The organism is Paraburkholderia sp. OAS925, assembly GCF_040543975.1.
GTDB classification, from domain to species: domain Bacteria; phylum Pseudomonadota; class Gammaproteobacteria; order Burkholderiales; family Burkholderiaceae; genus Paraburkholderia; species Paraburkholderia graminis.
On the sequence record NZ_JBEUNO010000001.1, the window covers coordinates 2,226,726 to 2,248,102 of the forward strand.

Genomic DNA, 21,377 nt, shown 5'->3' on the forward strand with positions numbered 1-21,377 from the left:
TGTCACTTGCTCGCCGACAACGTCGCGTGCATATTGTTGAGCCCGGACTGGAGGCGGTATGCGACAAGCTGAGCGATGATCTGATGGCCAAGGTCATTAGGATGGATCGGGTCCGCTGTGCGCTCCATGGGATCGAATTTCCCGGCCTTCTCCAAAGGCATGATGGCCTCTCGCAGGGCGATCATTGGCACGCCGAGTTCCCGACCGATTGGGATCTGGTTGTCTTCCGCGCTTGACCACTTACGATCCATCGTGAAAAGCATCAGTACGGCTGGATGATTGGGCGCAGCCAGGATGCGCTGCACGACTCGCTTGTAGCTCGCTCTCATCTCTGGAGTGATGGCATCGTTATTTGCCCACTCGGTAATTACGAAGTCTGGCTTGTATCTCAGTAGGTCTTTCTGCAGGCGCTTGTCGCCGTATTCGGAATTCGTCTGGCCGATCCCGGCATTGACAAGCCTCATCCTGCTTTTCGGAAAGGTCGCTCGCCACCAGCCGAACACGCGGCCCACATAGTTTTTTTCCTGACTCGTCGCCCATGCACCTTGCGTGATTGAGCCGCCGATCGCGGCAATGGTTATCGGTTTACCCGCCCGGGCTTTCTCGAAAACTTTCCAAAGGCGCGAATCGTCTCCGTATTGGATAACCGACCGGTTCAGTGCGGCTGGGTCGACGACGCAGGATTGAGGCAGCTTCGGATCTGTGATGTAACACTCGGGTCCCGCTGCATGGGCGCAGGTGCACGCGAGAAAGCATGCAACAGAAATTATTTTTATCACGTTGTAAGAAAGTGTAATAACCCGGACCGGGATAGTACACTTATTAGTCGACGCACGCCTAATGCATCGCCGACTGTAGTCGCTACGCGACCAATTCGGCCAACACTTGATGCCCCGGGTCGTTGCATGGCGAGGACCGGATGCCTTCTTCATACAGGGTGCTTCGCGTATGCTTTGAGACCGATAGCCGAGGTCGAACACAAACGGGTAATCCCTTCCGCCATCGCACATCGCCAGCAGCCGTTGCGCTGCCTGACGGCGTTAATGCGCGGGCAAGTAGACACCGCGCCGCATTTCTCGGACAGGAGAAAGAACTAGCGTTTGTATTTCTGGTTTTTGTTCATCATCGAGCCGACGCTTTGCGGCGATTGCGTCGGCTCGATTTTGACTGCATCGCGCTTGCCTATGCGAGTTAGCGATTTTCCAAGTTCGATAAAGGGCCGTTCGATTGCCGCAAATGTGATCGATGCAGCGACACACAAAACTGCTGCGCAGATCAGTAGCGCTGTCCAATAATGCGTCGGCGAGAAAAGCGCCCAGGCTTTGAATGGCGCATGCCAGAAAAGAAGCGTCAGTGGGATGCCTTGCAACAGGTAGATTCCATAGCTGATGTGCCCCATGCGCTGCGCGGGCCGCAGCAAAAGCAGGCCGAACAGGTCGGCGCCGCTGCAAATCAGGTAAAAGGCAATCCCAATCAGGGCGATCTGGATCACGCCCGCGTGTGTCCTGGCGAACGAGAACATTATCGCTAATGCGGTAAGCGCCATGATCGACATCCAGTTAGCGCTGAGCCGCGGCTTGATGCCCTCGTGCAACAGCGATGCGGTCAAGATGCCACAAAAAAACGCGGCAGGAAGGCACCACAGGTCAGACTGCGTTGTGAGAATCAGGGCGAACGACGCGGCCAGACCGACGACCGCAAAAGTCAGGTGCATTCTCAGCTGAATAAATATTGCAGTGATGATCAGTGAGAAGTAAAACCACCATTCATATTTGATACTCCATGTGACTCCCATCAGGATGAATATAGTCCACGGGAATCCATTAATCGGTTTCATATCGTCGTTCAGGCCGAGCGCGAACCACCGGCCCAGATTCGAGACCATTGAATCCAACGGTTCTCGCAGTTCAAAGCCGGTTCGCCAGAATACGATGAGAGTCATTGCCAGAATGGAAAAGACGTAAAGCGGGCCGATCCTGAAAAGACGACCGATATAAAGTCCTTTCCAGTCCGGTCGACCGTCACGCTTCAATAGGCGCGTCCAGAACAGGTAGGCTGTGATCATGAAAAAGAGCATCACCGCGACGCCGCCAAGCGGTCTGTAGAAAAGGGAGTCGCTCGCGATCCATTGGCCATTCGCCTGGTAGTTATAGCTGATCAGGCCGTGGTAGATCATGACGGACAGAGCCAGGAATCCGCGCAAGCCGTCGATGGTGACGACTCTCCCGGAGTCTCCACCGACAGTGTCCACAAACCTGAATATGGGCAGCGCAAACAGGCAGCACAACGCCGCCATGACGACAAAGTACGGCGCGATGTTGTAGAGGCCCATGTCCCATATCTTTCTTAGGATCGGTGCGGACGAGTCTACATGAATTGGTAAGGATTTCAGCGGCTCGAGCGCAGGCATGGCGCGGCCGCCCGGTCCGGCTTCTTGCAGAAATTACGATTGAGTTCGGGTCGTTTGCGAGCCCCGTAGCGACCCGAAGAATTTCAGCGGTAAGCTTCAGTAGGCATTTGCAAGCGGCGTCGTGAGAAACCACAACGCCGCTTTTGTTCTACCGCACGGATCGCGGCAACCATCGTCGCATGAGCTGCGAGCCTCAATGACTCCGTCCGCCATGCCCGCCGCCACCACTCCACGAGCTGCCGCCGCGCGATCCACCATAACCGCCGCCATGCCCGCCGCCACCGCCGTGGCCGCCATGCCAATCACCGCCGCGCCAGTGCCCGCCGCCGCCGTGGTAGCAGCAGGAGCCACCCCAGCCGCCCCAGATCCCGACCGTGCCGTATACCGGCGCATACGGTGCGTATGGCGCGCCGTACGCATAACCATAGTCGGGGTAATACGGCTGCGCGTAGCCGTAGTCATAGCCGGGCGCGACCGCGCATCCGCTCACGCCCGCTGCAATCGCCAGCCATGCCATCGATGCAAAGAGTCTGCTCACGATCGTCTCCCGTCCCCATACGTCCTCACTAAAGAGTCAGAAAGATCGCGCGTCCGGGAGTTCAGCCGTATTTGTGTCGTCGCGTTACAGCGCGGCCCACGCCTTTAGCGTTTGCGCAAAGGCTCGATCAGCGACGACAAACCGTTGTGATCGATCTCATGCATCAACGCAAGCAGCCGTCCGATCTCGCCGGGCGGAAAGCCCTGACTCGCGAACCAGTTGAGGTAGTGGCCAGGCAGGTCGGCGATCAGGCGGCCCTTGTACTTGCCGTAGGGCATGACGCGCGTGACCAGCAACTCGAGGTGTTCGGGATTCATCGTGATTCGATCGACGCAAGGAAGGTTGAGCGCGGCGCATCTTCAGACGCCCGCGACGACGGCATTTTAGCTGTGCTGCAGGCATCGCGCGGGCGTGGTAACGTCAGCGGTTTATGTTCATACAACCGATAGGACAGGTTCAATGGAATACCGCAGACTCGGCGATTCGGATGTACAGGTCAGCCTGATCGGGCTCGGCACGATGACGTGGGGCGAGCAGAACACCGAGCAGGAGGCGCACGCGCAGATCGACTACGCGCTCGATCACGGCGTCAACCTGATCGATACCGCGGAGATGTATCCGGTGCCGCCGCGCGCGGAAACGCAAGGCTCCACCGAGCGCTTTATCGGCACCTGGCTCGCGCAGCATCGCAGCGCACGCGAGAAGATCGTGCTGGCCACCAAGATCGCCGGACCCGCGCGTCAGCCGCACAATCCGCGTCATATCCGCGGCGAAACCAATCAGTTCGACCGCAAGAATCTCACCGAGGCGCTCAACGACAGCCTTAAGCGCCTGCAAACCGATTACGTCGATCTGTACCAGTTGCATTGGCCCGACCGCAACACGATGACGTTCGGCCGCCCGGCCTATCCGTGGGTCGACGACGAATACACGGTGCCTATCGAGGAAACGCTCTCCATGCTCGCCGATTTCGTCAAGGCGGGCAAGGTGCGCCATGTCGGCGTCTCCAACGAAACGCCGTGGGGCGTCGCGCAGTTCCTGCGCGCGTCGGAGAAGCTCGGCTTGCCGCGCATCGTCAGTATTCAGAATCCGTACAGTCTGCTTAATCGCACTTACGAAGTCGGGCTCTCCGAGTACGCGCATCGCGACAACATCGGCTTGCTCGCGTATTCGCCGCTCGCGTTCGGCTGGCTGTCGGGCAAGTATGAAGGCGGCGCGCGTCCGGCAGGCGCGCGCATTTCGCTGTTCGAGCGCTTCCAGCGCTACAGCAAGCCGCAAGCGGTTCAGGCCACCACGCGCTACGTCGAGCTGGCGAAGCGGCATGGCCTCTCGCCCGCGCAGTTCGCGCTCGCGTTCGTGAACAGCCGGCCGTTCGTGACGAGCAATCTGATCGGCGCGACATCGCTCGATCAGTTGAAGGAGAACATTGCGAGCGTCGACGTCAAGCTCTCGCAAGACGTGCTCGATGAAATCGACGCGTTGCATCAGTTGCAGCCGAACCCCGCGCCCTGAGTTCGCACGGACATGCAACGAAAGGCAAATGTGCCTGCCTGTCGGCAAATCACGACCTAAACTGTGGTGAGCAGTACGGGCTTGTCCTTCTTATCCGGCACGTCGTAAGTTAACGGCGCGCGCGAATAATGCGACTCGGCCCGTGAATCGGCAGCCGCGGCGGTTGTTCCGCCGCGCTGCACAAAACACAGCACCAGGACCAGGACATCGAATGGCTCAACAAAAAACAAACCCAAAACTCGAGCAGGCGCTGACGCGCGGGGATCTTGCAATCCGTCAGGCGAATTCGGCGCGGGCGACTGCGTTGCTGCGCGCGCTGGCCAAGATGATCGTCGAGGCGTCGGCGACCATCGGCGTAGAGGCGTTCACGCTGATCCCGGACGGCGACAAGATTTACGATCCCGCCGACGGCCTGTGGCCGCAAGAGCTGCAAATCTCGCTCGACGGTCCCGTGGAAGACGCCGATCCCGACGAGATCCGCACCGTGCGCCTGATCGCCGACGACCCCGGCACCGTGTTTCGCGTGGAGTGGCAGCGTGCCGACGGCAAGATCGGCCGGCATGAAGGCGGCCCGTTCGCGACGGTCGCGTTTATCTCGGACGTCGACATTCCGTGGACCGACGACGAGGACTGAGTCCGCGGCATCGCCATCATCGTCATGCACGTTCATTCGCGGGCGCCGGCTCCTTTGGAGGAACGCGCGCGAAGCCGTCCGCTACTTCATCATCCTGCGCCGGAACAGCACCGCCGACACAACAAAGCCGCCTACCGCATAAACCGTCAGCACGACGACATGCGATAACGCGTTATCGAGCGGGCGCGCCAGCATCGCCGGGCGGAGCAGATCGACGGCGTGTGCCAAAGGCAGTACTTGCGCCGCACCGCGCGCCGCGGCGGGCAACTGCGAGATCGGGAAGAACACGCCCGAAAGCAGCAGCATCGGCGTCAACACCAGCGTCTGATAAAACATGAAAAAGTCATACGACGGGGCGAGCGCGGTCACCACCATCGCGACACTCGCGAACGCCAGTCCCGTCAGTACGATGACGGGCAGCGCCAGCAGCATCGACGGAAAACTGGCGTAGCCGAGCGCGCCCGCCACCAGCATGATGGCCACGCCCGAGAGCACCGACTTGCTGGCCGCCCAGATCACTTCGCCGAGCACGATGTCGCCGAGCGTCAACGGCGTGTGCATGATCGCTTCCCACGTGCGCTGTACGTGCATGCGCGAGAAGCCGGAATACATCGACTCGAAGCTCGCCGACATCATCACGCTCGACGCGACCGTGCCCGCGGCGAGGAACGCGATATACGACACGCCATCCACGCGGCCGACCATCAATCCGAGGCCGAAGCCGAGGCCGAACAGGTAGATCATCGGATCGGCGAGATTGCCGAACATCGACGCGAGCGCGAGCTTTTTCCACACGAGGTAGTTGCGGCGCCACACGGCGATCCAGTTGACCGCGTTGGCGGGCAGTGCGGCGAGCAGCGCCTGGCTCGGCGGCCTCGCTTCGTTGCTTCGGTAGGTGCGTGCATCCATTGCGTGTCTCGTGCGGGGTTTGGTGCCGTGATTCTCTAGTGTCTCTTTCGGTATCTCGTGCGGTATCGACGAAAGTCAGTCCTGCATCTCGCGGCCCGTGAGCCGCAGGAACACATCCTCCAGATTCGCCGGACGATGCAGATAGCGCAGATCCGCGCGCTGCTTGAGCCGCGCGTGCACCGGCGCCGCGTCGTTCACATAACAGAAAAGCGTCTCGCCGCTGATTTCCGTGCGCTGCGCGAGCGGCGCGAGTTCGTCGCGCAACGCGAGCGGATCGGGGCCGAAAATCTCGATCACGTCGCAGCCGATTTCCGATTCGATCAGCGCCCTCGGCGCACCTTCCGCGATCTTGCGTCCTTCTTCGATCACGCACAGCCGGTCGCATAACCGCTCGGCTTCCTCCATGAAATGCGTGGTCAGCAGGATCGTCTTGCCGCGCGCGAGCAGCGAGCGCAGACGCTCCCAGATCAGATGCCGCGCCTGCGGGTCGAGGCCGGTGGTCGGCTCGTCCATGATCAGCACGTCGGGATCGTTGACGAGCGCCCGCGCGAGCGTCAGGCGCCGCTTCATGCCGCCCGACAGCTCGCTCACGCGCGCGTCGGCCTTGCTTTCCAGACGCGCGAATTCGAGCAGCGACGGCACCATTGCGCGGCATTGCGCGCCGCTCAGGCCAAAGTAGCGGCCGAAGACCAGCAGGTTCTCGCGGACGGTGAAGTCCGGGTCGAGGTTATCGAACTGCGGCACGACGCCGACGCGTGCCCGCGCTACGCGCGCGCGGCCTGGAATCGGCTCGCCGCACAGATGGATCGCGCCGGCGTCCGGCGCGGCGATGCCGAGCAGCATGCGCAGCGTGGTCGTCTTGCCCGCGCCGTTTGGTCCGAGCAGGCCAAAACATTCGCCGGTGTCGACGTGAAACGACAGTCCGTCGACTACCTTCTTTTCGCCGTAGCTTTTTTCAACCTGATCGAACTGGATGGCGGTATCGGGCATGAATGAGATCGACGTCATGGAAAAGGCGCGAATGGCCGGGAAGGCTGCTCATTCTAGGCCATCGGCTGCGAACGGGTGGCCGCTGCGGCGCGCGGTCGGAGCCGCTTCTTGCACCGCCGCATGAACGCCGCCGACGCTGTCGCAACGGCGCGAAGCTCGCATGCACAGGGCAGGGGCATGCACGAGTCGCACTTAGCGTTTTCCATCCCTTGCAAGCTGAATTGCGGCGCACCATGATTAACTCAGACCGCGCTTTTGCGGAAAGGGGAAATACCATGGCGAGCTACCAGAAAATCCTGCTGTGCTACGACGGCTCGCGTGAAGGCCGCAAAGCGCTGCGCTGCGGCGCCGATCTTGCGCTGGACCTCAAAGCGGAAACGCATCTGCTCTCGGTCGTGGACATGCGCTCGAGCATCGCGCAAAGCGCGGGCCTGCTGACCGACGTCGCGTGCGGCAGCTTCGAAAAGACCGCGCGGGACATCCTGCAAGAAGGCGTGGACTGGCTGACGGAGCGCGGCGTGCGGGCTCAAGGGCACTTTGCGTTCGGCCATCCGATCGACGAGATCGCCAATCTGGCCAATGAACTGCATGTCGACCTCGTAGTGGTCGGCCACCGCTGCCGCACCGGCTTGTCCCGATGGTGGATGGGCGCGGGCAACACGCCGCTGCTCGATCGCGTGTCGTGCAGTATCCTGGTGGCGTGTTCATCGGCGCAGGAGCAGCAGCAAGAGGCGGCCTGAGCACACGGCTCGCGCTTGCGACCTTCGCGGCGCGAGTGCGGCTGTCGAATTCGCGAACTTCAACGCCCAAGCGCCGCGCTCCCGCTCACTCGTTCAGATTGACCGCGGCCAGCTTCCATGTGAACAGGCCTTCGCGCAGGAAGATCGCGGAGTAACGCGCGTCGCCGGCGCCGTGCTGGTATGTAACGACGAATTCGTTGATGCCGCGATAACCGGCGGTGGTTTCCGGCGGCTGCGGCGGCGTGGCGCCATGCGCCGCGTTGCCTTCTCCACCGGAGTTGGCGCCATTGCCGGCTCTTTGATCCGCGCCGCTTTGATCCGCGCTATTAGCGCTGCCCGGCGCTGCCGGCGCAGGTCCATTTGCCGCAGCCGGATTGCTCGCAGCCGGCGGCGCGGGCGGCCGTTCGCCCGGTACGCCGCGCGGCGGCATGCCGTTGAGCAACGCGGCCACGCCGTCGGGCGTCGCATACGCATCGACTAGCGGGCCGATCAATGCGACGCCGATCATCGCGCCGATCGCGGCCAATGGGTTGCCGTTTCCGCGCGAGTCGAGCCGCCGCGTCAGCAAACCCGTCACCTGCTGCTTGAGGCTTTCGCGCAACGCCGGGAAATCGACGTACTGATTCACCGTCTGCGCGTCGCGCGCGTCGGCGGCGCGTTTGAGGTTGTTGAGCGCGATATACGGCGATGCATAGCCAAAGCCCAAGCCGGCGATTATCGCGATGACGATCAGCGCGACGACAAGCGGACGAGCACCGCGCTTCTTGCGTATTGATACTGCTGCCATGGGCCGGGATTCTCCATCAGGTGAGATCGAACGTGGACCGGCGTTGCGCCGAAACGATCCCCACTCATGATTCCCGTTCGATGCGACGAACGACGTTTCCCGCAACGCGCCCGCACACCTTACCGCACATCAGGACTCGAACACCGCGCCCTGGACGTTGGTTTCGTCGGCGATGCAACGGTCGATCATTCTGCACACCGCGTCCATGGTGCCGACCATGATGAGCCGCGACGGCCCGTGATAAACCCGCACCGGCGCGCGACGCGCCGGCTCCGCGGTGTTGAGCCCGGAATTCAGCGACACCCGCGCGAACGCCGGCAACGACGACGGCAACAAAGACGCCTGTAAGGATGACGAAGCGGCATGCGCACCGGAGCCGTTCACCGGCGAATCGAACAGCGACGCAGTGGCGGCCGTGGATGCTTCAATCAGTGAGCAGGGCACCAGCTTGCGCAGATGGCGCAAACGGCCGAACTGGCGAAACGGCAACAGGCGGGCAAGGCGTTCCATGAGGCTCTCCGGGCGATTCAACGTGTGTGCTGCGGTAGTGAGTGGCAGGCGAGGGTTGATCCGCCTGTGTACGGTGTACTGACAGGCGACCAACCCGGCAGGCGCGATCAGAACTCGCCGGGGCGAATCAGACCGACAGCAATGCCTTCCAGCGCGAAGTCCGCACTGCCTGTCTCAACGAAGATGTTTTCGTAATCGGGGTTCTCGGCGATCAGCTCGATACCGTTCGGCCGGCGCTTCAGGCGCTTGACCGTGACGTCGTCGCCGAGGCGGGCAATGATGATCTGGCCGTCTTTCGCCTCGCTTCTTTTCTGCACCGCGAGCAGATCGCCGTCGAAGATGCCCGCGTCGCGCATGGACAGGCCGCGCACCTTCAGCAGGTAGTCGGGCTTGCTCGAGAACAGCGCCGGGTCGCACGCATAGTGCTGCGCGATATGTTCCTGCGCGAGGATCGGGCTACCGGCCGCGACCCGCCCGATGAGCGGCAGCGACAGTTGCATGATGCTCGGATGCGGCAGCGTGAACTGATGCTGGGTGCCGTCCTGTCCGAAGTCCTGGCTGGGCAGCAGACGGATGCCGCGCGACGCGCCGGCGGCGAGTTCGATCACGCCCTTGCGGGCAAGCGCCCGCAAATGCTCTTCGGCCGAGTTGGCAGAGCTGAAGCCCAGCTCGGCGGCGATCTCCGCGCGGGTGGGCGGAAAGCCGGTGCGTTCGATCGCCCGGCGGATCAGATCGAAAACCTGCTGCTGCTGCTGCTGTCGTGCGGTGAGTTTTGTCATGGCGCCACTGTATGTATGAACAGGTGACTGTATTTTTATACAGTATTCGGCGCAATTCAAGCTTTACTTTAAGTTCGCGCTCAAGCACCGCGCTGCAACGTCGTCAATCGACGTCAAAACATCGGTTTGCATGCCGCAACGCCTTGTCTGGCTGCCATTACCACTTTTGCGTATTAAAAAATGAGGAAACATTATTTTTAATGATGAAAGCCCTTCGATAGACTGGCCTCCAGTCGCGCTCATGTGCACGTGACCCGACGCAAAACAACACCACTCGCAGCTTTAGCGGACCAACACGCGGAGAACAGGACATGAATCATCGGAACACGGGGCGGGCACGGACTACCCATAAGGCGCGGAGCATCATCGCCGCGCTCGCATTCGGCGCGGCGGCCGCGCTCGGCGTAATTGGCACAATCGGCCAGGCGCAAGCCGCCGACAACACGCTGCTGAACGTTTCCTACGACCCGACCCGCGAGCTCTATCAGGACGTGAACCAGGCGTTCGGCAAGGAGTGGAAGGCGAAGACCGGCGAAACCATCACGTTCAAGCAGTCGCATGGCGGCTCGGGCGCGCAGGCTCGCTCGGTGCTCGACGGCCTGCAGGCCGACGTCGTGACGCTTGCGCTCGCCTACGACATCGACGCGCTCGCCAACAAGGGCTTGATCGACAAGAACTGGCAGAAGCGCCTGCCCGACAACGCATCGCCTTATACGTCGACGATCGTGTTCCTGGTGCGCAAGGGCAACCCCAAGCACATTAAGGATTGGGACGATCTGACGAAGCCGGGCGTGTCGATCGTGACGCCGAATCCGAAGACCTCGGGCGGCGCGCGCTGGAACTACCTGGCCGCGTGGGCGTACGCCGCGCATCAGCCGGGCGGCAACGACCAGAAGGCCAAGGAATTCGTCGGCAAGCTCTACAAGAATGCGGGCGTGCTCGATTCGGGCGCGCGCGGCGCGACCACCAGCTTCGTGCAACGCGGGATCGGAGACGTGCTGATCGCGTGGGAAAACGAGGCGTTCCTGTCGATCAAGGAATTCGGCACGGACAAGTTCGAAATCGTCGTGCCGTCGGTGAGTATTCTGGCCGAGCCGCCGGTCGCGGTGGTGGACAAGGTCGTCGACAAGCACGGCACGCGCAAGCTCGCCGAGGCGTATCTAAACTTCCTGTACAGCCAGGAAGGCCAGGAAATCGCCGCGAAGAACTTCTACCGTCCGCGTTCGAACAAGGTGCCGGCCGAGTTGACCGCGAAGTTTCCGAAGCTGAAGCTCTACACGGTCGACGATTCGTTCGGCGGCTGGACCAACGCGCAAAAGACGCACTTTGCCGACGGCGGCGTGTTCGATTCGATCTATCAGCCGCAGTAAGTAGCATCGTCCAGGTCCGCGCCGCAACCCGGCGCGGACAGGGCAAACGCGACGCGCCGTCAGGCGTCGTGAAGGAGCGCGCCGCGGGCGCGCTTTTGGCCGATCGGGACGCCGAGGCCTGCAACACGAGCATCAACTGAAAGAGTACGAGCATGACGACGTTGACCTTCCGAAAGCCGAGCGCGTTGCCCGGTTTTGGCCTGACCCTCGGCATCACGGTGGCTTATCTGAGCCTCGTGGTGCTCATTCCGCTCGCGGCGACTTTTCTGAAAACGGCGACCCTCGACTGGAGCCAGTTCGTGCGCGCGGTCAGCTCGCCGCGCGTGCTTGCTTCATACCGGCTGACGTTTTTTTCCGCGCTCGGCGGCGCGCTGATCAACGCGGTGTTCGGCTTTCTGGTCGCGTGGGTGCTGGTGCGCTACACGTTTCCGTTCAAGCGCATCGTCGACGCGGTGGTCGATCTGCCGTTCGCGCTGCCGACGTCGGTCGCCGGCATTTCGCTCGCGGCTGTCTATGCGGGCAACGGCTGGATCGGACAGTTTCTCGAGCCGCTCGGCCTGAAGGTCGCCTTTACGCCGGTGGGCGTGCTGGTCGCGCTGACGTTCATCGGCTTGCCGTTCGTCGTGCGCACGGTGCAGCCGGTGCTCGAGGAGTTCGAGCGCGAACAGGAAGAGGCCGCCGCCTGCCTCGGCGCGTCGCGCTGGCTGACGTTTCGCCGCGTCGTGCTGCCGGCGGTTTTCCCGGCGTTGCTGACGGGCTTCGCGCTCGCGTTCGCGCGGGCGCTCGGCGAATACGGCTCGGTCATCTTCATCGCCGGGAATGTGCCGATGAAGTCGGAGATCACGTCGCTTCTGATCATCACGAAGCTCGAGCAATACGACTACGCAGGCGCGACCGCGCTTGCCGTGGTGATGCTCGTCGTCTCGTTCCTGATGCTGCTTTTCATCAACACGTTGCAGTGGTACTTGCAGCGGCGCACGAGCCGCGGCGGTTCCGGTCCTGCGCCCGCAGCGAGCGTGACGAGCGTCGCGGCGATTGGCGGAGGTGTGCAATGAGCCGCCAGTCTGTCGAAACCCTCAAGCCTGCCGAAAGCGCCGAAAGCATTGACGCGCATGCCGCGCCCGCACGCGCGCCGCTGACTGCCGCGCGCCGGCCCGACCCCGTGACTGAGCCGCCCGTGGTGCGCTGGATTCTCATTGGCATCGCGCTGCTGTTTCTCGCGCTCTTTCTCGTCGTGCCGCTCGTCGCGGTGTTTTATCAGGCGTTGAGCAAGGGGCTCGGCTTCTATCTGGAGTCGCTCGCGGACCCGGATGCGCTCGCCGCCATCAAGCTCACGGCGATCACCGCGGCGATCGCGGTGCCGCTCAATCTCGTGTTCGGCCTCGCGGCTTCGTGGTGCATCGCGAAGTTCGAGTTTCGCGGCAAGGCGCTGCTGACCACGCTGATCGATTTGCCGTTTTCCGTGTCGCCGGTGATCTCGGGTCTCATCTACGTGTTGATGTTCGGCGCGCAGGGCTGGTTCGGTCCGTGGCTGCAGGCGCACAACATACAGATTATTTTCGCGGTGCCGGGCATCGTGCTCGCGACGATCTTCGTCACGTTCCCGTTCGTCGCGCGCGAATTGATTCCGCTGATGCAGGCGCAAGGCAACGACGAGGAAGAAGCCGCGCATGTGCTCGGCGCGTCCGGCTGGCAGATTTTCCGCCGCGTCACGCTGCCCAATGTGAAATGGGGCCTGCTGTACGGCGTGATTCTGTGCAACGCGCGGGCGATGGGCGAATTCGGCGCGGTGTCGGTGGTGTCGGGCCACATTCGCGGGCAGACCGACACGATGCCGCTGCACGTCGAAATTCTCTACAACGAATACAACTTCTCGGCGGCGTTTGCCGTGGCGTCGGTGCTGGCGTTGCTCGCGCTCGTGACGCTCGCGCTCAAGCTGCTCGCCGAGCGTCATATGTCGGCGGAGCTGTCGGACGTGCGCGACGTGCCCGCACATGCTGGTCCTGTCACGCTGCCGTCGGCGCTGTCGGCGTCGTCGTCCCCAGCGTCGTCGTCGGCCTCGTCGTCTGGCTCCAGGCCGCTCAAAACATCAGTCTCGCAGCAACACCCGCTCAAGCAAGGAGAGCTGTAATGGGTATCACCGTACGTAACCTGCAAAAGCGCTTCGGCGATTTCGTCGCGCTCGATAACGTCTCGCTCGATTTTCCGCCGGGCGAACTGGTTGCGCTGCTCGGGCCCTCGGGTTGTGGCAAGACCACTTTGCTGCGGGTGATCGCAGGCCTCGAATACGCGGATGGCGGACAGGTCGAACTACAAGGCCAGGACGTCGCCACGGTCGGCGCGCGCGAGCGCGAAGTGGGCTTCGTGTTCCAGCATTACGCGCTGTTCCGTCACATGACGGTGTTCGAGAACGTGGCGTTCGGGCTGCGCGTGAAGCCGAGGAAAGAGCGGCCTTCGGAAGCGGTGATCCGCGAAAAGGTGCATGAGCTGCTGAAGCTCGTGCAACTCGACTGGCTCGCGCAACGCTATCCGTCGGAGCTGTCGGGCGGCCAGCGGCAGCGCATCGCGCTCGCTCGCGCGCTTGCCGTCGAACCGAAAGTGCTGCTGCTCGACGAACCGTTCGGCGCGCTCGACGCCAAGGTGCGCAAGGAACTGCGTAGCTGGCTGCGGCGTTTGCACGACGACCTGCATATCTCGACGATCTTTGTCACGCACGATCAGGAAGAGGCGCTCGAAGTGGCGGACCGCATCGTCGTGCTGAATCATGGACACGTGGAGCAGGTCGGCAGTCCGCAAGACGTGTACGACCATCCGCAGACTTCGTTCGTCTATGAGTTTCTCGGCGCGGCCAACCGGCTGCACGGCAAGGTCGACGCAAGGGGTTTCGTGGTGGACGGCGCGGCGTTGCCGGTTGCGATCAGCACCGACTTCAGCGGCCCGGCTTTCGCCTATGTGCGTCCGCACGATCTGCAGTTGTATCCGCAGTCGGCGGGGCACCGCGAAGGTATCGTCGTCGATGTGCGGCGTGTCGTGACGCTGGGCGGCTCGGTGCGAGTGGAACTCGCGGGCCGCGAAGGCCATCTGCTCGAAGCCGAACTCGATCGCGAATCATGGCGCGAGCTGCAACTCGCGGTCGGCGACGGCGTGACGGCCGTGCCGCGCGCGCTGCGCGTATTTCCGGCGCAATGAGCGGCTCAGCACGCATGCGCAACCCGATTCGATCCAACGCGACCCACTCCAATAATTCAATTTTCGCTGAACCGGACACTTCAACATGAACTTCCAGCAACTGCGCTTCGTGCGCGAGGCCGTGCGTCAGAACATGAACCTGACCGAAGTGGCGAACGTGCTGTACACGTCGCAGTCGGGCGTATCGAAACAGATCAAGGATCTGGAAGACGAACTCGGCGTCGACATCTTCATTCGACGCGGCAAGCGGCTCACCGGCCTCACGGAACCTGGCAAGGCGGTGCATCAACTGATCGAGCGGATGCTGCTCGACGCGGAGAATCTGCGCCGCGTGGCGCGCCAGTTCGCGGATCAGGACAGCGGCCACCTCGTGGTCGCGACCACCCACACGCAGGCGCGCTACGCGTTGCCGAAAGTGATTCGCCAGTTCACCGAGGTCTTTCCGAAGGTGCATCTCGCGCTGCGTCAGGGCAGCCCGCAGCAGATCGCGCAGATGATCATCAACGGCGAGGCGGACATCGGCATCTCGACCGAGGCGCTCGACCGTTTCCCGGACATCGTCACGTTCCCGTGCTATTCGTGGCATCACGTCGTGGTCGTGCCGAAGGATCATCCGCTCGTCGGCCGCCCGAATCTGACGCTCGACGAAATCGCCGAATTCCCGATCGTCACGTATGACCAGGACTTCACGGGCCGCTCGCATATCGACCAGGCGTTCGCGAAAGCGGGCGCGCTGCCCGACGTGGTGCTGACCGCGATCGACGCCGACGTGATCAAGACGTATGTCGAACTCGGCATGGGCATCGGCGTGGTGGCCGCAATGGCCTATGACCCGAAGCGCGACACGGAACTGGTCGCGCTCGATACGCAGCATCTGTTCGAAGCGAGCACGACGCGCGTCGGCTTGCGCAAGGGCGCGTTCCTGCGCGCGTACGCGTATCGGCTGATCGAGATGTTCGCGCCGCAATTGACGGAGGCGGAAATCGCCGTGCAATTGCGCGAGGCGGTGTGAGCGCGCGATTGCTTAAGCGATCTGCCTAAACGATCCGCTTAAGCAACCAAAGGGTTTGTGAGGACTTCAACGGCGCGAGAGGGCGGCGCATCATCGCTTACAATCGCCGCCATGAACACACTGACTTCCTCCTCTTCGTCAAGCGCTGCGGCGCCGCTGCCGCGCATCGCCGTGCTGGCGACCGGCGGCACGATTGCCGGCGCCGCCGCGGACGCCACCAACACTTCCGGCTATCAGGCCGGCGTGGTCGGCGTCGAACAATTGCTCTCCGTGGTGCCGGCGTTGTCGACGGTGGCGCGCATCGCGCCAGAGCAGATTGCGAGCATCGACAGCAAGGACATGGCGATGCCGCTGTGGACCACGCTCGCGCAACGCGTCAACACGCTGCTTGCCGCCGACGACATCGACGGCGTCGTCATCACGCACGGCACGGACACGCTCGAGGAAACGGCCTATCTGCTGCATCTGACCGTCAAGTCGGATAAGCCGGTCGTGCTGACCGCCGCGATGCGTCCGGCGTCGGCGTTGTCGGCGGACGGTCCGCTCAATCTGCTGAATGCGGTCACCGTTGCAGCGAATCCGGCCGCACGCGGGCAGGGCGTGCTGGTTGCGTTCAACAACAGGATTCACAGCGCGCGCGACGTGGTCAAGACGAGCACCTATGCCGTCGATGCGTTCCAGTCGCCGGAAATTGGCGCGCTGGGTTGGGTGCAGGACGGGCGCGTCGAGTTTCAGCGCAGCGTCGTGCGTCCGCATACGCGCGCGACCGAGTTCGTGATCGGCGCGAACTGGCCGCATGTGGAGATCGTCGCGAGCTATGCGGGCGTATCGCGTATCGCCGTGGATGCATTCGTGACAGCCGGCGTGCGCGGCATCGTGGTGGCGGGCACGGGCAACGGTTCGATTCACGCGTCGCTTGCGCAGGCACTCGCCGATGCAGCGTCGCAGGGCGTCGCCGTCGTGCGTTCGTCGCGCGTGGGTTCGGGACATGTGATGCGCAACGGCGCAGCCGCCGACGATGCACTCGGTTTCGTCAGCGCCGGCTCGCTCAATCCGTACAAGGCGCGCGTGCTGTTGATGCTCGCGTTGGCCGCGGGCGGCGCGGGGCCGGTTGCACTGCAAAAGGCGTTCGATACGTACTGATCGATCTCGCGCGAGCGGCCCGATTCAAAGTCGGAAACGTGTCCCGCAGATGAACGTCAAATGACAACGCGGCGCTCAGGTCATCGACCTGGCGCCGCGTTATCGTTTGAGCTTGACGTTTGTCGCGATGGACGTCAGTCCGCCAGATCCGCGGGCAACTTGCCGCCGTTCGCCGCCAGCGCTTGCATTACCTGCTTGTGCAGCCAGACATTCATGCTCGCCGAATCGTTCGTGTCGCCGCTGTACTTCAGTTCGCGTGCGAGTTCCTTGCGATGCTCGAGGCTGCTGTCCACGCCGAGCGCCTTCAGCGTGTCGACGATCGACGTGCGCCAGTTCAACGTTTGGCCGCTCTCGCTGACGAACTGGTCCATCACGGCAGCGACGTCCACATCGGCCAGCGGCGCGGGCGCCGGTGCAGCCTGCGGTGCGGCAGCTTGCGCCGCTGCCGGGTCCGGTGTCGGCTCGACTGCCGGTGCGGGCTGGTCGGGCTTCGCTTTGCCGAAGAGCTTGTTCACGATGTCACCAAAGATGCTCATTCTGAATCCTTTGCAGATGGGTTACCGGCGCAAGCACATACCGCTCACGGGTTGAACACTGGTTGCGAGTCGTTGCAAGTCGTTTCGACTCGGGCGAACGAAGCAGGGCACATGCGCTGCAATGATCGGCAAGCCGTACGTGATCGCCGATACGCTGCAACCAGACTCAGGGAGTGTAGGAGAAAAGCGCGGACCGAAGTGTCAAAAAAGGTCGTGCCGCGGACGCGGAGTTGCAAGCAAATGCAAGCGGACTTGCGAGCCAACGTGCGAGGGAATCTGCAAAGACAGGCGCTGGCAGGCGGCGCGCATGGCGCACCTGCTGCGAGAGATTGGCGGAAAGCGCATAACGATGAATCCGACAGCCGGACACCCGACGACGACGTCTGACCGACCAAGGCTTCCCCGGCGCCGCCGGGTGCCGCTGCGGACCCCACTTTGCCGCTCTCAGCCCAGAGCGGCTCGATTTGCCCGCTCCGCCGCGATGCCGCGCGACGGAACAGGCGCCCCACATTGGATTGCCGTGACGTGCCGAAGGAAGCGGCGTCGGCGGCAATCGGTGTTACTACGCTGCTCCGCAAGCCGCGAAGCAACCTTGCGACATCAGGCCGCTTTCGCCTCGCTATCCGGCGCCTGCGCGACTTCATAGTTGGCCATGATCTCGAGCGCGCGAACCATCGCCGAGTGATCCCACGCCTTGCCGCCGTTCGCTGCGCACACGCTGAACAGTTGCTGCGCGCTTGCGGTATGCGGCAGCGCGATGCCTAGCTTGCGTGCGCCGTCGAGTGCCAGGTTCAGATCCTTTTGATGCAGTTCAATCCTGAAGCCCGGATTGAACGTGCGCTTCGTCATGCGCTCGCCATGTACTTCGAGAATGCGCGACGAAGCGAAGCCGCCCATCAATGCCTTGCGTACACGTTCCGGGTCGGCGCCCGAGCGCGACGCGAACAGCAGCGCTTCGGCCACGGCCTCGATGTTCAACGCGACGATGATCTGGTTCGCGACCTTACACGTTTGACCCGCGCCGTTATCGCCGATCAGCGAGATGTTCTTGCCCATCAGTTCAAAGAGCGGCTTGGCCTGCGCGAACGCTTTTTCGGGGCCGCCGACCATGATCGTGAGCGTGGCCTCGCGTGCGCCGACCTCGCCGCCGGACACCGGCGCATCCAGATAGTCGACGCCGAGCGCGTTGATCTTCTTCGCGAACGCCTGCGTGTCGAGCGGCGAGATCGAGCTCATGTCGATCACGAGCTTGCCCGCTGTCAGACCGGCGGCGACGCCGTCGTCGGCGAACAGCACGTTAGCAACGTCAGGCGTGTCGGGCACCATGATGATGACGATGTCGGCGGCTTGCGCGACGGCGGTGGAATCGGCCACCACGTTCGTGCTCTTGCCCAGGTCTTCCGGCACCGGATACGCGCCGTTCACGAACAGCGTGTGACCGCCCTTGAGAAGGTTGCGCGCCATATGCGCGCCCATGATGCCGAGCCCGATGAAACCGATCTTTGCCATGTGTCTGAATCTCCAGTGTTTCCAGTGTTGTTTGCGCGCCCGCGAGGGGACGTGCTTCAAAGGCGCGCTGCGCCCGGTTCGAGCAATGCGGTGAAGATGAATCGCGCCTGGCTCACGCTGCCGCGTGCGCGGCGCCGCGCGTTTGCCCGGCCACGCTCTGCACCCAGACGAGGCCGGCCGTGGTGGTGGTGCGCGGCTTGTATTCGCAGCCGATCCAGCCGTCGTAGCCGATCGAGTCGAGCAGATCGAACAGGAACGGGTAGTTGATTTCGCCGGTGCCGGGTTCGTTGCGCCCCGGGTTGTCGGCGAGCTGGATGTGCGCGATGTGCGGCAGATTCTTTTTGATCGTGGCCGCGAGTTCGCCTTCCATCCGTTGCATGTGATAGATGTCGTATTGCAGGAACAGGTTGTCCGAGCCGACCGCGCGAATCACGTCAAGACCTTCGCTCGAGCGGTTCAGCGCGAAGCCCGGAATGTCGTACGAGTTGCACGGTTCGACGAGCAGCCGGATGCCCGCTTTCTTCAGTTCGCCGGCCGCGAAACGCAGGTTATCGACGATGGTCGAGCGCGCCTTGTCGGCATCGATGCCCGCGCCGGGAATGCCGACGAGGCAGTTCAGTTGCGGCACCTTCAGCGCGCTCGCATATTCGATCGCGCGGCCCACGCCTTCCTGGAATTCGCTCACGCGATCGGGCAGGCACGCAATGCCGCGCTCGCCGGCTTCCCAGTTGCCCGCAGGCAGGTTGTGGAGCACGAGCTTGAGCCGGTTCTGCTGAAGACGCTCGCTCAGCTCGGCGATCGCATACGGATACGGAAACAGGAATTCGACGGCGTGAAAGCCCGCGTCCGCCGCCGCCGCAAAGCGGTCGAGGAACGGGACTTCGTTGAAAAGCATCGTGAGATTCGCTGCGAATTTCGGCATGGTGCGTAGGTCTCGCTGGTCGGTCGGTGGAGTGGATCGTCATGCAGGCGCAACGCGGCCGCGCATCGCGCCTGCATGATCGAACCGGTGATGTCTTGCGATGTCAGTCGGCGATGCTGATTGCGGTGGGCGCGTCCTCGCGCGTCGTGGCCAGTTCCTCGAACTCGTTGATCGCGTCGATCTCGGCGCCCATCGAAATATTGGTCACGCGCTCGAGAATCACTTCGACGATGACCGGCACGTTGAACTCGGAGAGCATCGACTGCGCTTTTTGCAGCGCCGGCTTGAGCTCCTCCGGCTTGAACACGCGAATCGCCTTGCAGCCGAGACCTTCGGCCACCGCGACGTGATCCACGCCGTAGCCGTTCATTTCCGGCGAGTTGATGTTCTCGAAGCCGAGCTGCACGCAGAAGTCCATGTCGAACGCGCGCTGCGCCTGGCGGATCAGGCCGAGGTACGAGTTGTTCACGACCACATGCACGTACGGCAGCTTGAACTGCGCGCCGGCGGCGAGTTCTTCGATCATGAACTGGAAGTCGTAGTCGCCGGAGAGCGCGACGATCGGCCGTTGCGGATCGGCTGCGCGCACGCCGAGGGCGGCCGGAATCGTCCAACCGAGCGGGCCCGCCTGGCCGCAGTTGATCCAGTTGCGCGCCTTGTAGACGTGCAGGAATTGTGCGCCGGCGATCTGCGAGAGACCGATCGTGCTCACGTAGCAGGTGTCGCGGCCGAACACCTGGTTCATCTCTTCGTAGACGCGCTGCGGCTTCATCGGCACGTTGTCGAAGTGCGTGCGTCTTGCGATGCATGGTCTGCTTGCGCTGCTGGCAATCGGCGACCCACGCGCTGCGGTCCTTCAGCTTGCCCGCGGCCTTCCATTCGCTGGCCACTTCGACGAACAGTTCGAGCGCCGCCTTCGCATCCGACACGATGCCGAGGTCCGGACCGAACACGCGGCCGATTTGCGTCGGCTCGATATCGACGTGCACGAACTTGCGGCCCTTCGTGTAGACATCGATGCTGCCCGTGTGACGGTTCGCCCAGCGGTTGCCGATGCCGAGCACGAAGTCGGACGCGAGCATCGTCGCGTTGCCGTAGCGGTGCGAGGTCTGCAGACCGACCATGCCGGCCATCAGCGGATGGTCGTCGGGAATCGCGCCCCACGACATCAGCGTCGGGATCACCGGCACGCCGACGGTTTCCGCGAACTTCACGAGCAGGTCCTCGGCGGCTGCGTTCAGCACGCCGCCGCCGGAGACGATCAGCGGCTTCTCGGAATCGTTGAGCAGCGTGAGCGCGGCCTCGATCTGCTTGCGCGTCGCCTTCGGCTTGTAGACCGGCAGCGGTTCGTAGGTGTCGATATCGAATTCGATTTCGGCGAGCTGCACGTCGATCGGCAGATCGACCAGCACCGGACCGGGGCGGCCCGAGCGCATCAGATGGAACGCCTGCTGGAACACGCGCGGCACGAGCGCCGGCTCGCGCACCGTCACCGCCCACTTGGTGACGGGCTTGGCGATCGACTCGATGTCGACGGCCTGGAAGTCTTCCTTGTAGAGACGCGCGCGCGGCGCCTGGCCCGTGATGGCCAGAATAGGAATCGAGTCGGCCTGGGCGGAGTAGAGACCGGTGATCATGTCGGTGCCCGCGGGACCCGACGTGCCGATACACACGCCGATGTTGCCGGGCTGCGCCCGCGTATAGCCTTCGGCCATGTGCGACGCGCCCTCGACGTGACGCGCGAGCACGTGGCTGATGTTGCCGGCCTTGCGCATCGCCGAGTAGAACGGGTTGATGGCGGCGCCCGGCACGCCGAACGCGGTGTCGATACCTTCTTTTTCGAGCACCAGCACGGCGGCGTCGACGGCTCTCATCTTGGCCATGAAT

The 21,377-nt window shown here is 63.0% G+C and carries 21 protein-coding genes and 1 pseudogene; 9 read left to right on the forward strand and 13 right to left on the reverse strand.

Annotated features, from left to right (window positions below):
* Positions 1-2 precede the first annotated feature (2 nt).
* The 4 genes from ABIE53_RS09720 to ABIE53_RS09735 form a co-directional block, all read right to left on the reverse strand.
* The gene (locus tag ABIE53_RS09720; protein WP_310399477.1) at positions 3-1,010 is read right to left on the reverse strand and encodes an SGNH/GDSL hydrolase family protein; all 1,008 of its coding nucleotides are present in this window, start codon (positions 1,008-1,010) and stop codon (positions 3-5) included.
* A gap of 83 nt (positions 1,011-1,093) precedes the next feature.
* A complete protein-coding gene (locus tag ABIE53_RS09725; protein WP_035570657.1) occupies positions 1,094-2,332 on the reverse strand; it encodes an acyltransferase family protein in 1,239 nt (412 codons plus the stop codon).
* Positions 2,333-2,603: 271 nt separating this feature from the next.
* The gene (locus ABIE53_RS09730; RefSeq protein ID WP_107707670.1) at positions 2,604-2,948 is read right to left on the reverse strand and encodes a hypothetical protein; all 345 of its coding nucleotides are present in this window, start codon (positions 2,946-2,948) and stop codon (positions 2,604-2,606) included.
* A gap of 104 nt (positions 2,949-3,052) precedes the next feature.
* Positions 3,053-3,265: a DUF3820 family protein gene (locus tag ABIE53_RS09735; RefSeq protein WP_006048800.1), complete on the reverse strand. Its 213-nt coding sequence runs from the start codon at positions 3,263-3,265 to the stop codon at positions 3,053-3,055.
* 142 nt (positions 3,266-3,407) lie between these two features.
* Between ABIE53_RS09735 and ABIE53_RS09740 the strand changes: the two genes are divergently transcribed.
* Together ABIE53_RS09740 and ABIE53_RS09745 are read left to right on the forward strand one after the other, a co-directional pair.
* On the forward strand, positions 3,408-4,460 hold the full coding sequence (locus ABIE53_RS09740; RefSeq protein WP_192698885.1) for an NADP(H)-dependent aldo-keto reductase: 1,053 nt from the start codon (positions 3,408-3,410) through the stop codon (positions 4,458-4,460).
* Between the two features lie 211 nt (positions 4,461-4,671).
* The gene (locus ABIE53_RS09745) at positions 4,672-5,094 is read left to right on the forward strand and encodes a hypothetical protein (RefSeq protein WP_006048802.1); all 423 of its coding nucleotides are present in this window, start codon (positions 4,672-4,674) and stop codon (positions 5,092-5,094) included.
* 81 nt (positions 5,095-5,175) lie between these two features.
* Here the strand turns inward: ABIE53_RS09745 and ABIE53_RS09750 are convergent, their stop codons facing one another.
* Together ABIE53_RS09750 and nodI are read right to left on the reverse strand one after the other, a co-directional pair.
* Positions 5,176-6,003 (reverse strand): ABC transporter permease, encoded by an 828-nt coding sequence (locus ABIE53_RS09750; protein ID WP_107707671.1) that lies wholly within the window; start codon positions 6,001-6,003, stop codon positions 5,176-5,178.
* A gap of 75 nt (positions 6,004-6,078) precedes the next feature.
* The gene (nodI, locus tag ABIE53_RS09755) at positions 6,079-6,993 is read right to left on the reverse strand and encodes a nodulation factor ABC transporter ATP-binding protein NodI (RefSeq protein WP_006048804.1); all 915 of its coding nucleotides are present in this window, start codon (positions 6,991-6,993) and stop codon (positions 6,079-6,081) included.
* A gap of 275 nt (positions 6,994-7,268) precedes the next feature.
* On the opposite strand from nodI, the gene ABIE53_RS09760 reads away from it, so the two are divergent.
* On the forward strand, positions 7,269-7,733 hold the full coding sequence (locus tag ABIE53_RS09760) for a universal stress protein (RefSeq protein ID WP_006048805.1): 465 nt from the start codon (positions 7,269-7,271) through the stop codon (positions 7,731-7,733).
* An 85-nt stretch (positions 7,734-7,818) separates the two neighbouring features.
* On the opposite strand, the gene ABIE53_RS09765 is transcribed toward ABIE53_RS09760, so the two are convergent.
* The 3 genes from ABIE53_RS09765 to lexA form a co-directional block, all read right to left on the reverse strand.
* Positions 7,819-8,520, reverse strand: a complete 702-nt coding sequence (locus ABIE53_RS09765) for a DUF2939 domain-containing protein (protein WP_107707672.1) — start codon at positions 8,518-8,520, stop codon at positions 7,819-7,821.
* A gap of 129 nt (positions 8,521-8,649) precedes the next feature.
* The gene (locus tag ABIE53_RS09770) at positions 8,650-9,030 is read right to left on the reverse strand and encodes a hypothetical protein (RefSeq protein ID WP_006048807.1); all 381 of its coding nucleotides are present in this window, start codon (positions 9,028-9,030) and stop codon (positions 8,650-8,652) included.
* Positions 9,031-9,137: 107 nt separating this feature from the next.
* Positions 9,138-9,809, reverse strand: a complete 672-nt coding sequence (lexA, locus tag ABIE53_RS09775) for a transcriptional repressor LexA (protein WP_376915071.1) — start codon at positions 9,807-9,809, stop codon at positions 9,138-9,140.
* Between the two features lie 311 nt (positions 9,810-10,120).
* Here lexA and ABIE53_RS09780 point away from each other — a divergent pair, with 311 nt between their 5' ends.
* From ABIE53_RS09780 to ABIE53_RS09805, 6 genes are all read left to right on the forward strand, one after another.
* Positions 10,121-11,179, forward strand: coding sequence for a sulfate ABC transporter substrate-binding protein (locus ABIE53_RS09780; RefSeq protein ID WP_107707673.1), 1,059 nt, complete (start codon positions 10,121-10,123; stop codon positions 11,177-11,179).
* A 152-nt stretch (positions 11,180-11,331) separates the two neighbouring features.
* On the forward strand, positions 11,332-12,234 hold the full coding sequence (gene cysT, locus ABIE53_RS09785) for a sulfate ABC transporter permease subunit CysT (RefSeq protein WP_006048810.1): 903 nt from the start codon (positions 11,332-11,334) through the stop codon (positions 12,232-12,234).
* Positions 12,231-13,310 carry a sulfate ABC transporter permease subunit CysW gene (gene cysW, locus ABIE53_RS09790; protein WP_181324884.1) on the forward strand — a complete coding sequence of 360 codons (1,080 nt, stop codon included), beginning with the start codon at positions 12,231-12,233 and terminating at the stop codon, positions 13,308-13,310. Before cysT ends, cysW begins: the two co-directional genes overlap by 4 nt.
* Positions 13,310-14,368 carry a sulfate/molybdate ABC transporter ATP-binding protein gene (locus tag ABIE53_RS09795; RefSeq protein WP_107707674.1) on the forward strand — a complete coding sequence of 353 codons (1,059 nt, stop codon included), beginning with the start codon at positions 13,310-13,312 and terminating at the stop codon, positions 14,366-14,368. Before cysW ends, ABIE53_RS09795 begins: the two co-directional genes overlap by 1 nt.
* An 85-nt stretch (positions 14,369-14,453) precedes the next feature.
* Positions 14,454-15,380 carry a CysB family HTH-type transcriptional regulator gene (locus ABIE53_RS09800; RefSeq protein ID WP_006048813.1) on the forward strand — a complete coding sequence of 309 codons (927 nt, stop codon included), beginning with the start codon at positions 14,454-14,456 and terminating at the stop codon, positions 15,378-15,380.
* A 111-nt stretch (positions 15,381-15,491) separates the two neighbouring features.
* Positions 15,492-16,523: an asparaginase gene (locus tag ABIE53_RS09805; protein WP_107707675.1), complete on the forward strand. Its 1,032-nt coding sequence runs from the start codon at positions 15,492-15,494 to the stop codon at positions 16,521-16,523.
* Positions 16,524-16,657: 134 nt separating this feature from the next.
* Here ABIE53_RS09805 and ABIE53_RS09810 read toward each other — a convergent pair whose 3' ends face one another.
* The 4 genes and pseudogenes from ABIE53_RS09810 to gcl all read right to left on the reverse strand — a co-directional run bounded on the left by ABIE53_RS09810 (position 16,658) and on the right by gcl (position 21,373).
* Positions 16,658-17,059 (reverse strand): DUF3597 domain-containing protein, encoded by a 402-nt coding sequence (locus tag ABIE53_RS09810; RefSeq protein ID WP_006048815.1) that lies wholly within the window; start codon positions 17,057-17,059, stop codon positions 16,658-16,660.
* Positions 17,060-17,659: 600 nt separating this feature from the next.
* Positions 17,660-18,568, reverse strand: a complete 909-nt coding sequence (locus ABIE53_RS09815) for a 2-hydroxy-3-oxopropionate reductase (protein WP_006048817.1) — start codon at positions 18,566-18,568, stop codon at positions 17,660-17,662.
* A 112-nt stretch (positions 18,569-18,680) separates the two neighbouring features.
* A complete protein-coding gene (gene hyi / locus ABIE53_RS09820; protein ID WP_006048818.1) occupies positions 18,681-19,490 on the reverse strand; it encodes a hydroxypyruvate isomerase in 810 nt (269 codons plus the stop codon).
* A gap of 103 nt (positions 19,491-19,593) precedes the next feature.
* A pseudogene (gcl, locus tag ABIE53_RS09825) lies at positions 19,594-21,373 on the reverse strand (glyoxylate carboligase).
* Positions 21,374-21,377: the final 4 nt, after the last annotated feature.

What these genes read in the sequence shown, in the direction of transcription:
- ABIE53_RS09810 (WP_006048815.1), bottom strand. Translation starts at nt 17,059, where the DNA reads ATGAGCATCTTTGGTGACATCGTGAACAAGCTCTTCGGCAAAGCGAAG.
- cysW (WP_181324884.1), top strand. Translation starts at nt 12,231, where the DNA reads ATGAGCCGCCAGTCTGTCGAAACCCTCAAGCCTGCCGAAAGCGCCGAA.
- ABIE53_RS09780 (WP_107707673.1), top strand. Translation starts at nt 10,121, where the DNA reads ATGAATCATCGGAACACGGGGCGGGCACGGACTACCCATAAGGCGCGG.
- ABIE53_RS09815 (WP_006048817.1), bottom strand. Translation starts at nt 18,568, where the DNA reads ATGGCAAAGATCGGTTTCATCGGGCTCGGCATCATGGGCGCGCATATG.
- nodI (WP_006048804.1), bottom strand. Translation starts at nt 6,993, where the DNA reads ATGCCCGATACCGCCATCCAGTTCGATCAGGTTGAAAAAAGCTACGGC.
- hyi (WP_006048818.1), bottom strand. Translation starts at nt 19,490, where the DNA reads ATGCCGAAATTCGCAGCGAATCTCACGATGCTTTTCAACGAAGTCCCG.
- ABIE53_RS09795 (WP_107707674.1), top strand. Translation starts at nt 13,310, where the DNA reads ATGGGTATCACCGTACGTAACCTGCAAAAGCGCTTCGGCGATTTCGTC.
- ABIE53_RS09750 (WP_107707671.1), bottom strand. Translation starts at nt 6,003, where the DNA reads ATGGATGCACGCACCTACCGAAGCAACGAAGCGAGGCCGCCGAGCCAG.
- ABIE53_RS09805 (WP_107707675.1), top strand. Translation starts at nt 15,492, where the DNA reads ATGAACACACTGACTTCCTCCTCTTCGTCAAGCGCTGCGGCGCCGCTG.
- ABIE53_RS09740 (WP_192698885.1), top strand. Translation starts at nt 3,408, where the DNA reads ATGGAATACCGCAGACTCGGCGATTCGGATGTACAGGTCAGCCTGATC.
- ABIE53_RS09745 (WP_006048802.1), top strand. Translation starts at nt 4,672, where the DNA reads ATGGCTCAACAAAAAACAAACCCAAAACTCGAGCAGGCGCTGACGCGC.
- ABIE53_RS09725 (WP_035570657.1), bottom strand. Translation starts at nt 2,332, where the DNA reads ATGGGCCTCTACAACATCGCGCCGTACTTTGTCGTCATGGCGGCGTTG.
- ABIE53_RS09720 (WP_310399477.1), bottom strand. Translation starts at nt 1,010, where the DNA reads ATGTGCGATGGCGGAAGGGATTACCCGTTTGTGTTCGACCTCGGCTAT.
- ABIE53_RS09760 (WP_006048805.1), top strand. Translation starts at nt 7,269, where the DNA reads ATGGCGAGCTACCAGAAAATCCTGCTGTGCTACGACGGCTCGCGTGAA.
- ABIE53_RS09770 (WP_006048807.1), bottom strand. Translation starts at nt 9,030, where the DNA reads ATGGAACGCCTTGCCCGCCTGTTGCCGTTTCGCCAGTTCGGCCGTTTG.
- ABIE53_RS09735 (WP_006048800.1), bottom strand. Translation starts at nt 3,265, where the DNA reads ATGAATCCCGAACACCTCGAGTTGCTGGTCACGCGCGTCATGCCCTAC.
- cysT (WP_006048810.1), top strand. Translation starts at nt 11,332, where the DNA reads ATGACGACGTTGACCTTCCGAAAGCCGAGCGCGTTGCCCGGTTTTGGC.
- ABIE53_RS09765 (WP_107707672.1), bottom strand. Translation starts at nt 8,520, where the DNA reads ATGGCAGCAGTATCAATACGCAAGAAGCGCGGTGCTCGTCCGCTTGTC.
- ABIE53_RS09800 (WP_006048813.1), top strand. Translation starts at nt 14,454, where the DNA reads ATGAACTTCCAGCAACTGCGCTTCGTGCGCGAGGCCGTGCGTCAGAAC.
- lexA (WP_376915071.1), bottom strand. Translation starts at nt 9,809, where the DNA reads ATGACAAAACTCACCGCACGACAGCAGCAGCAGCAGCAGGTTTTCGAT.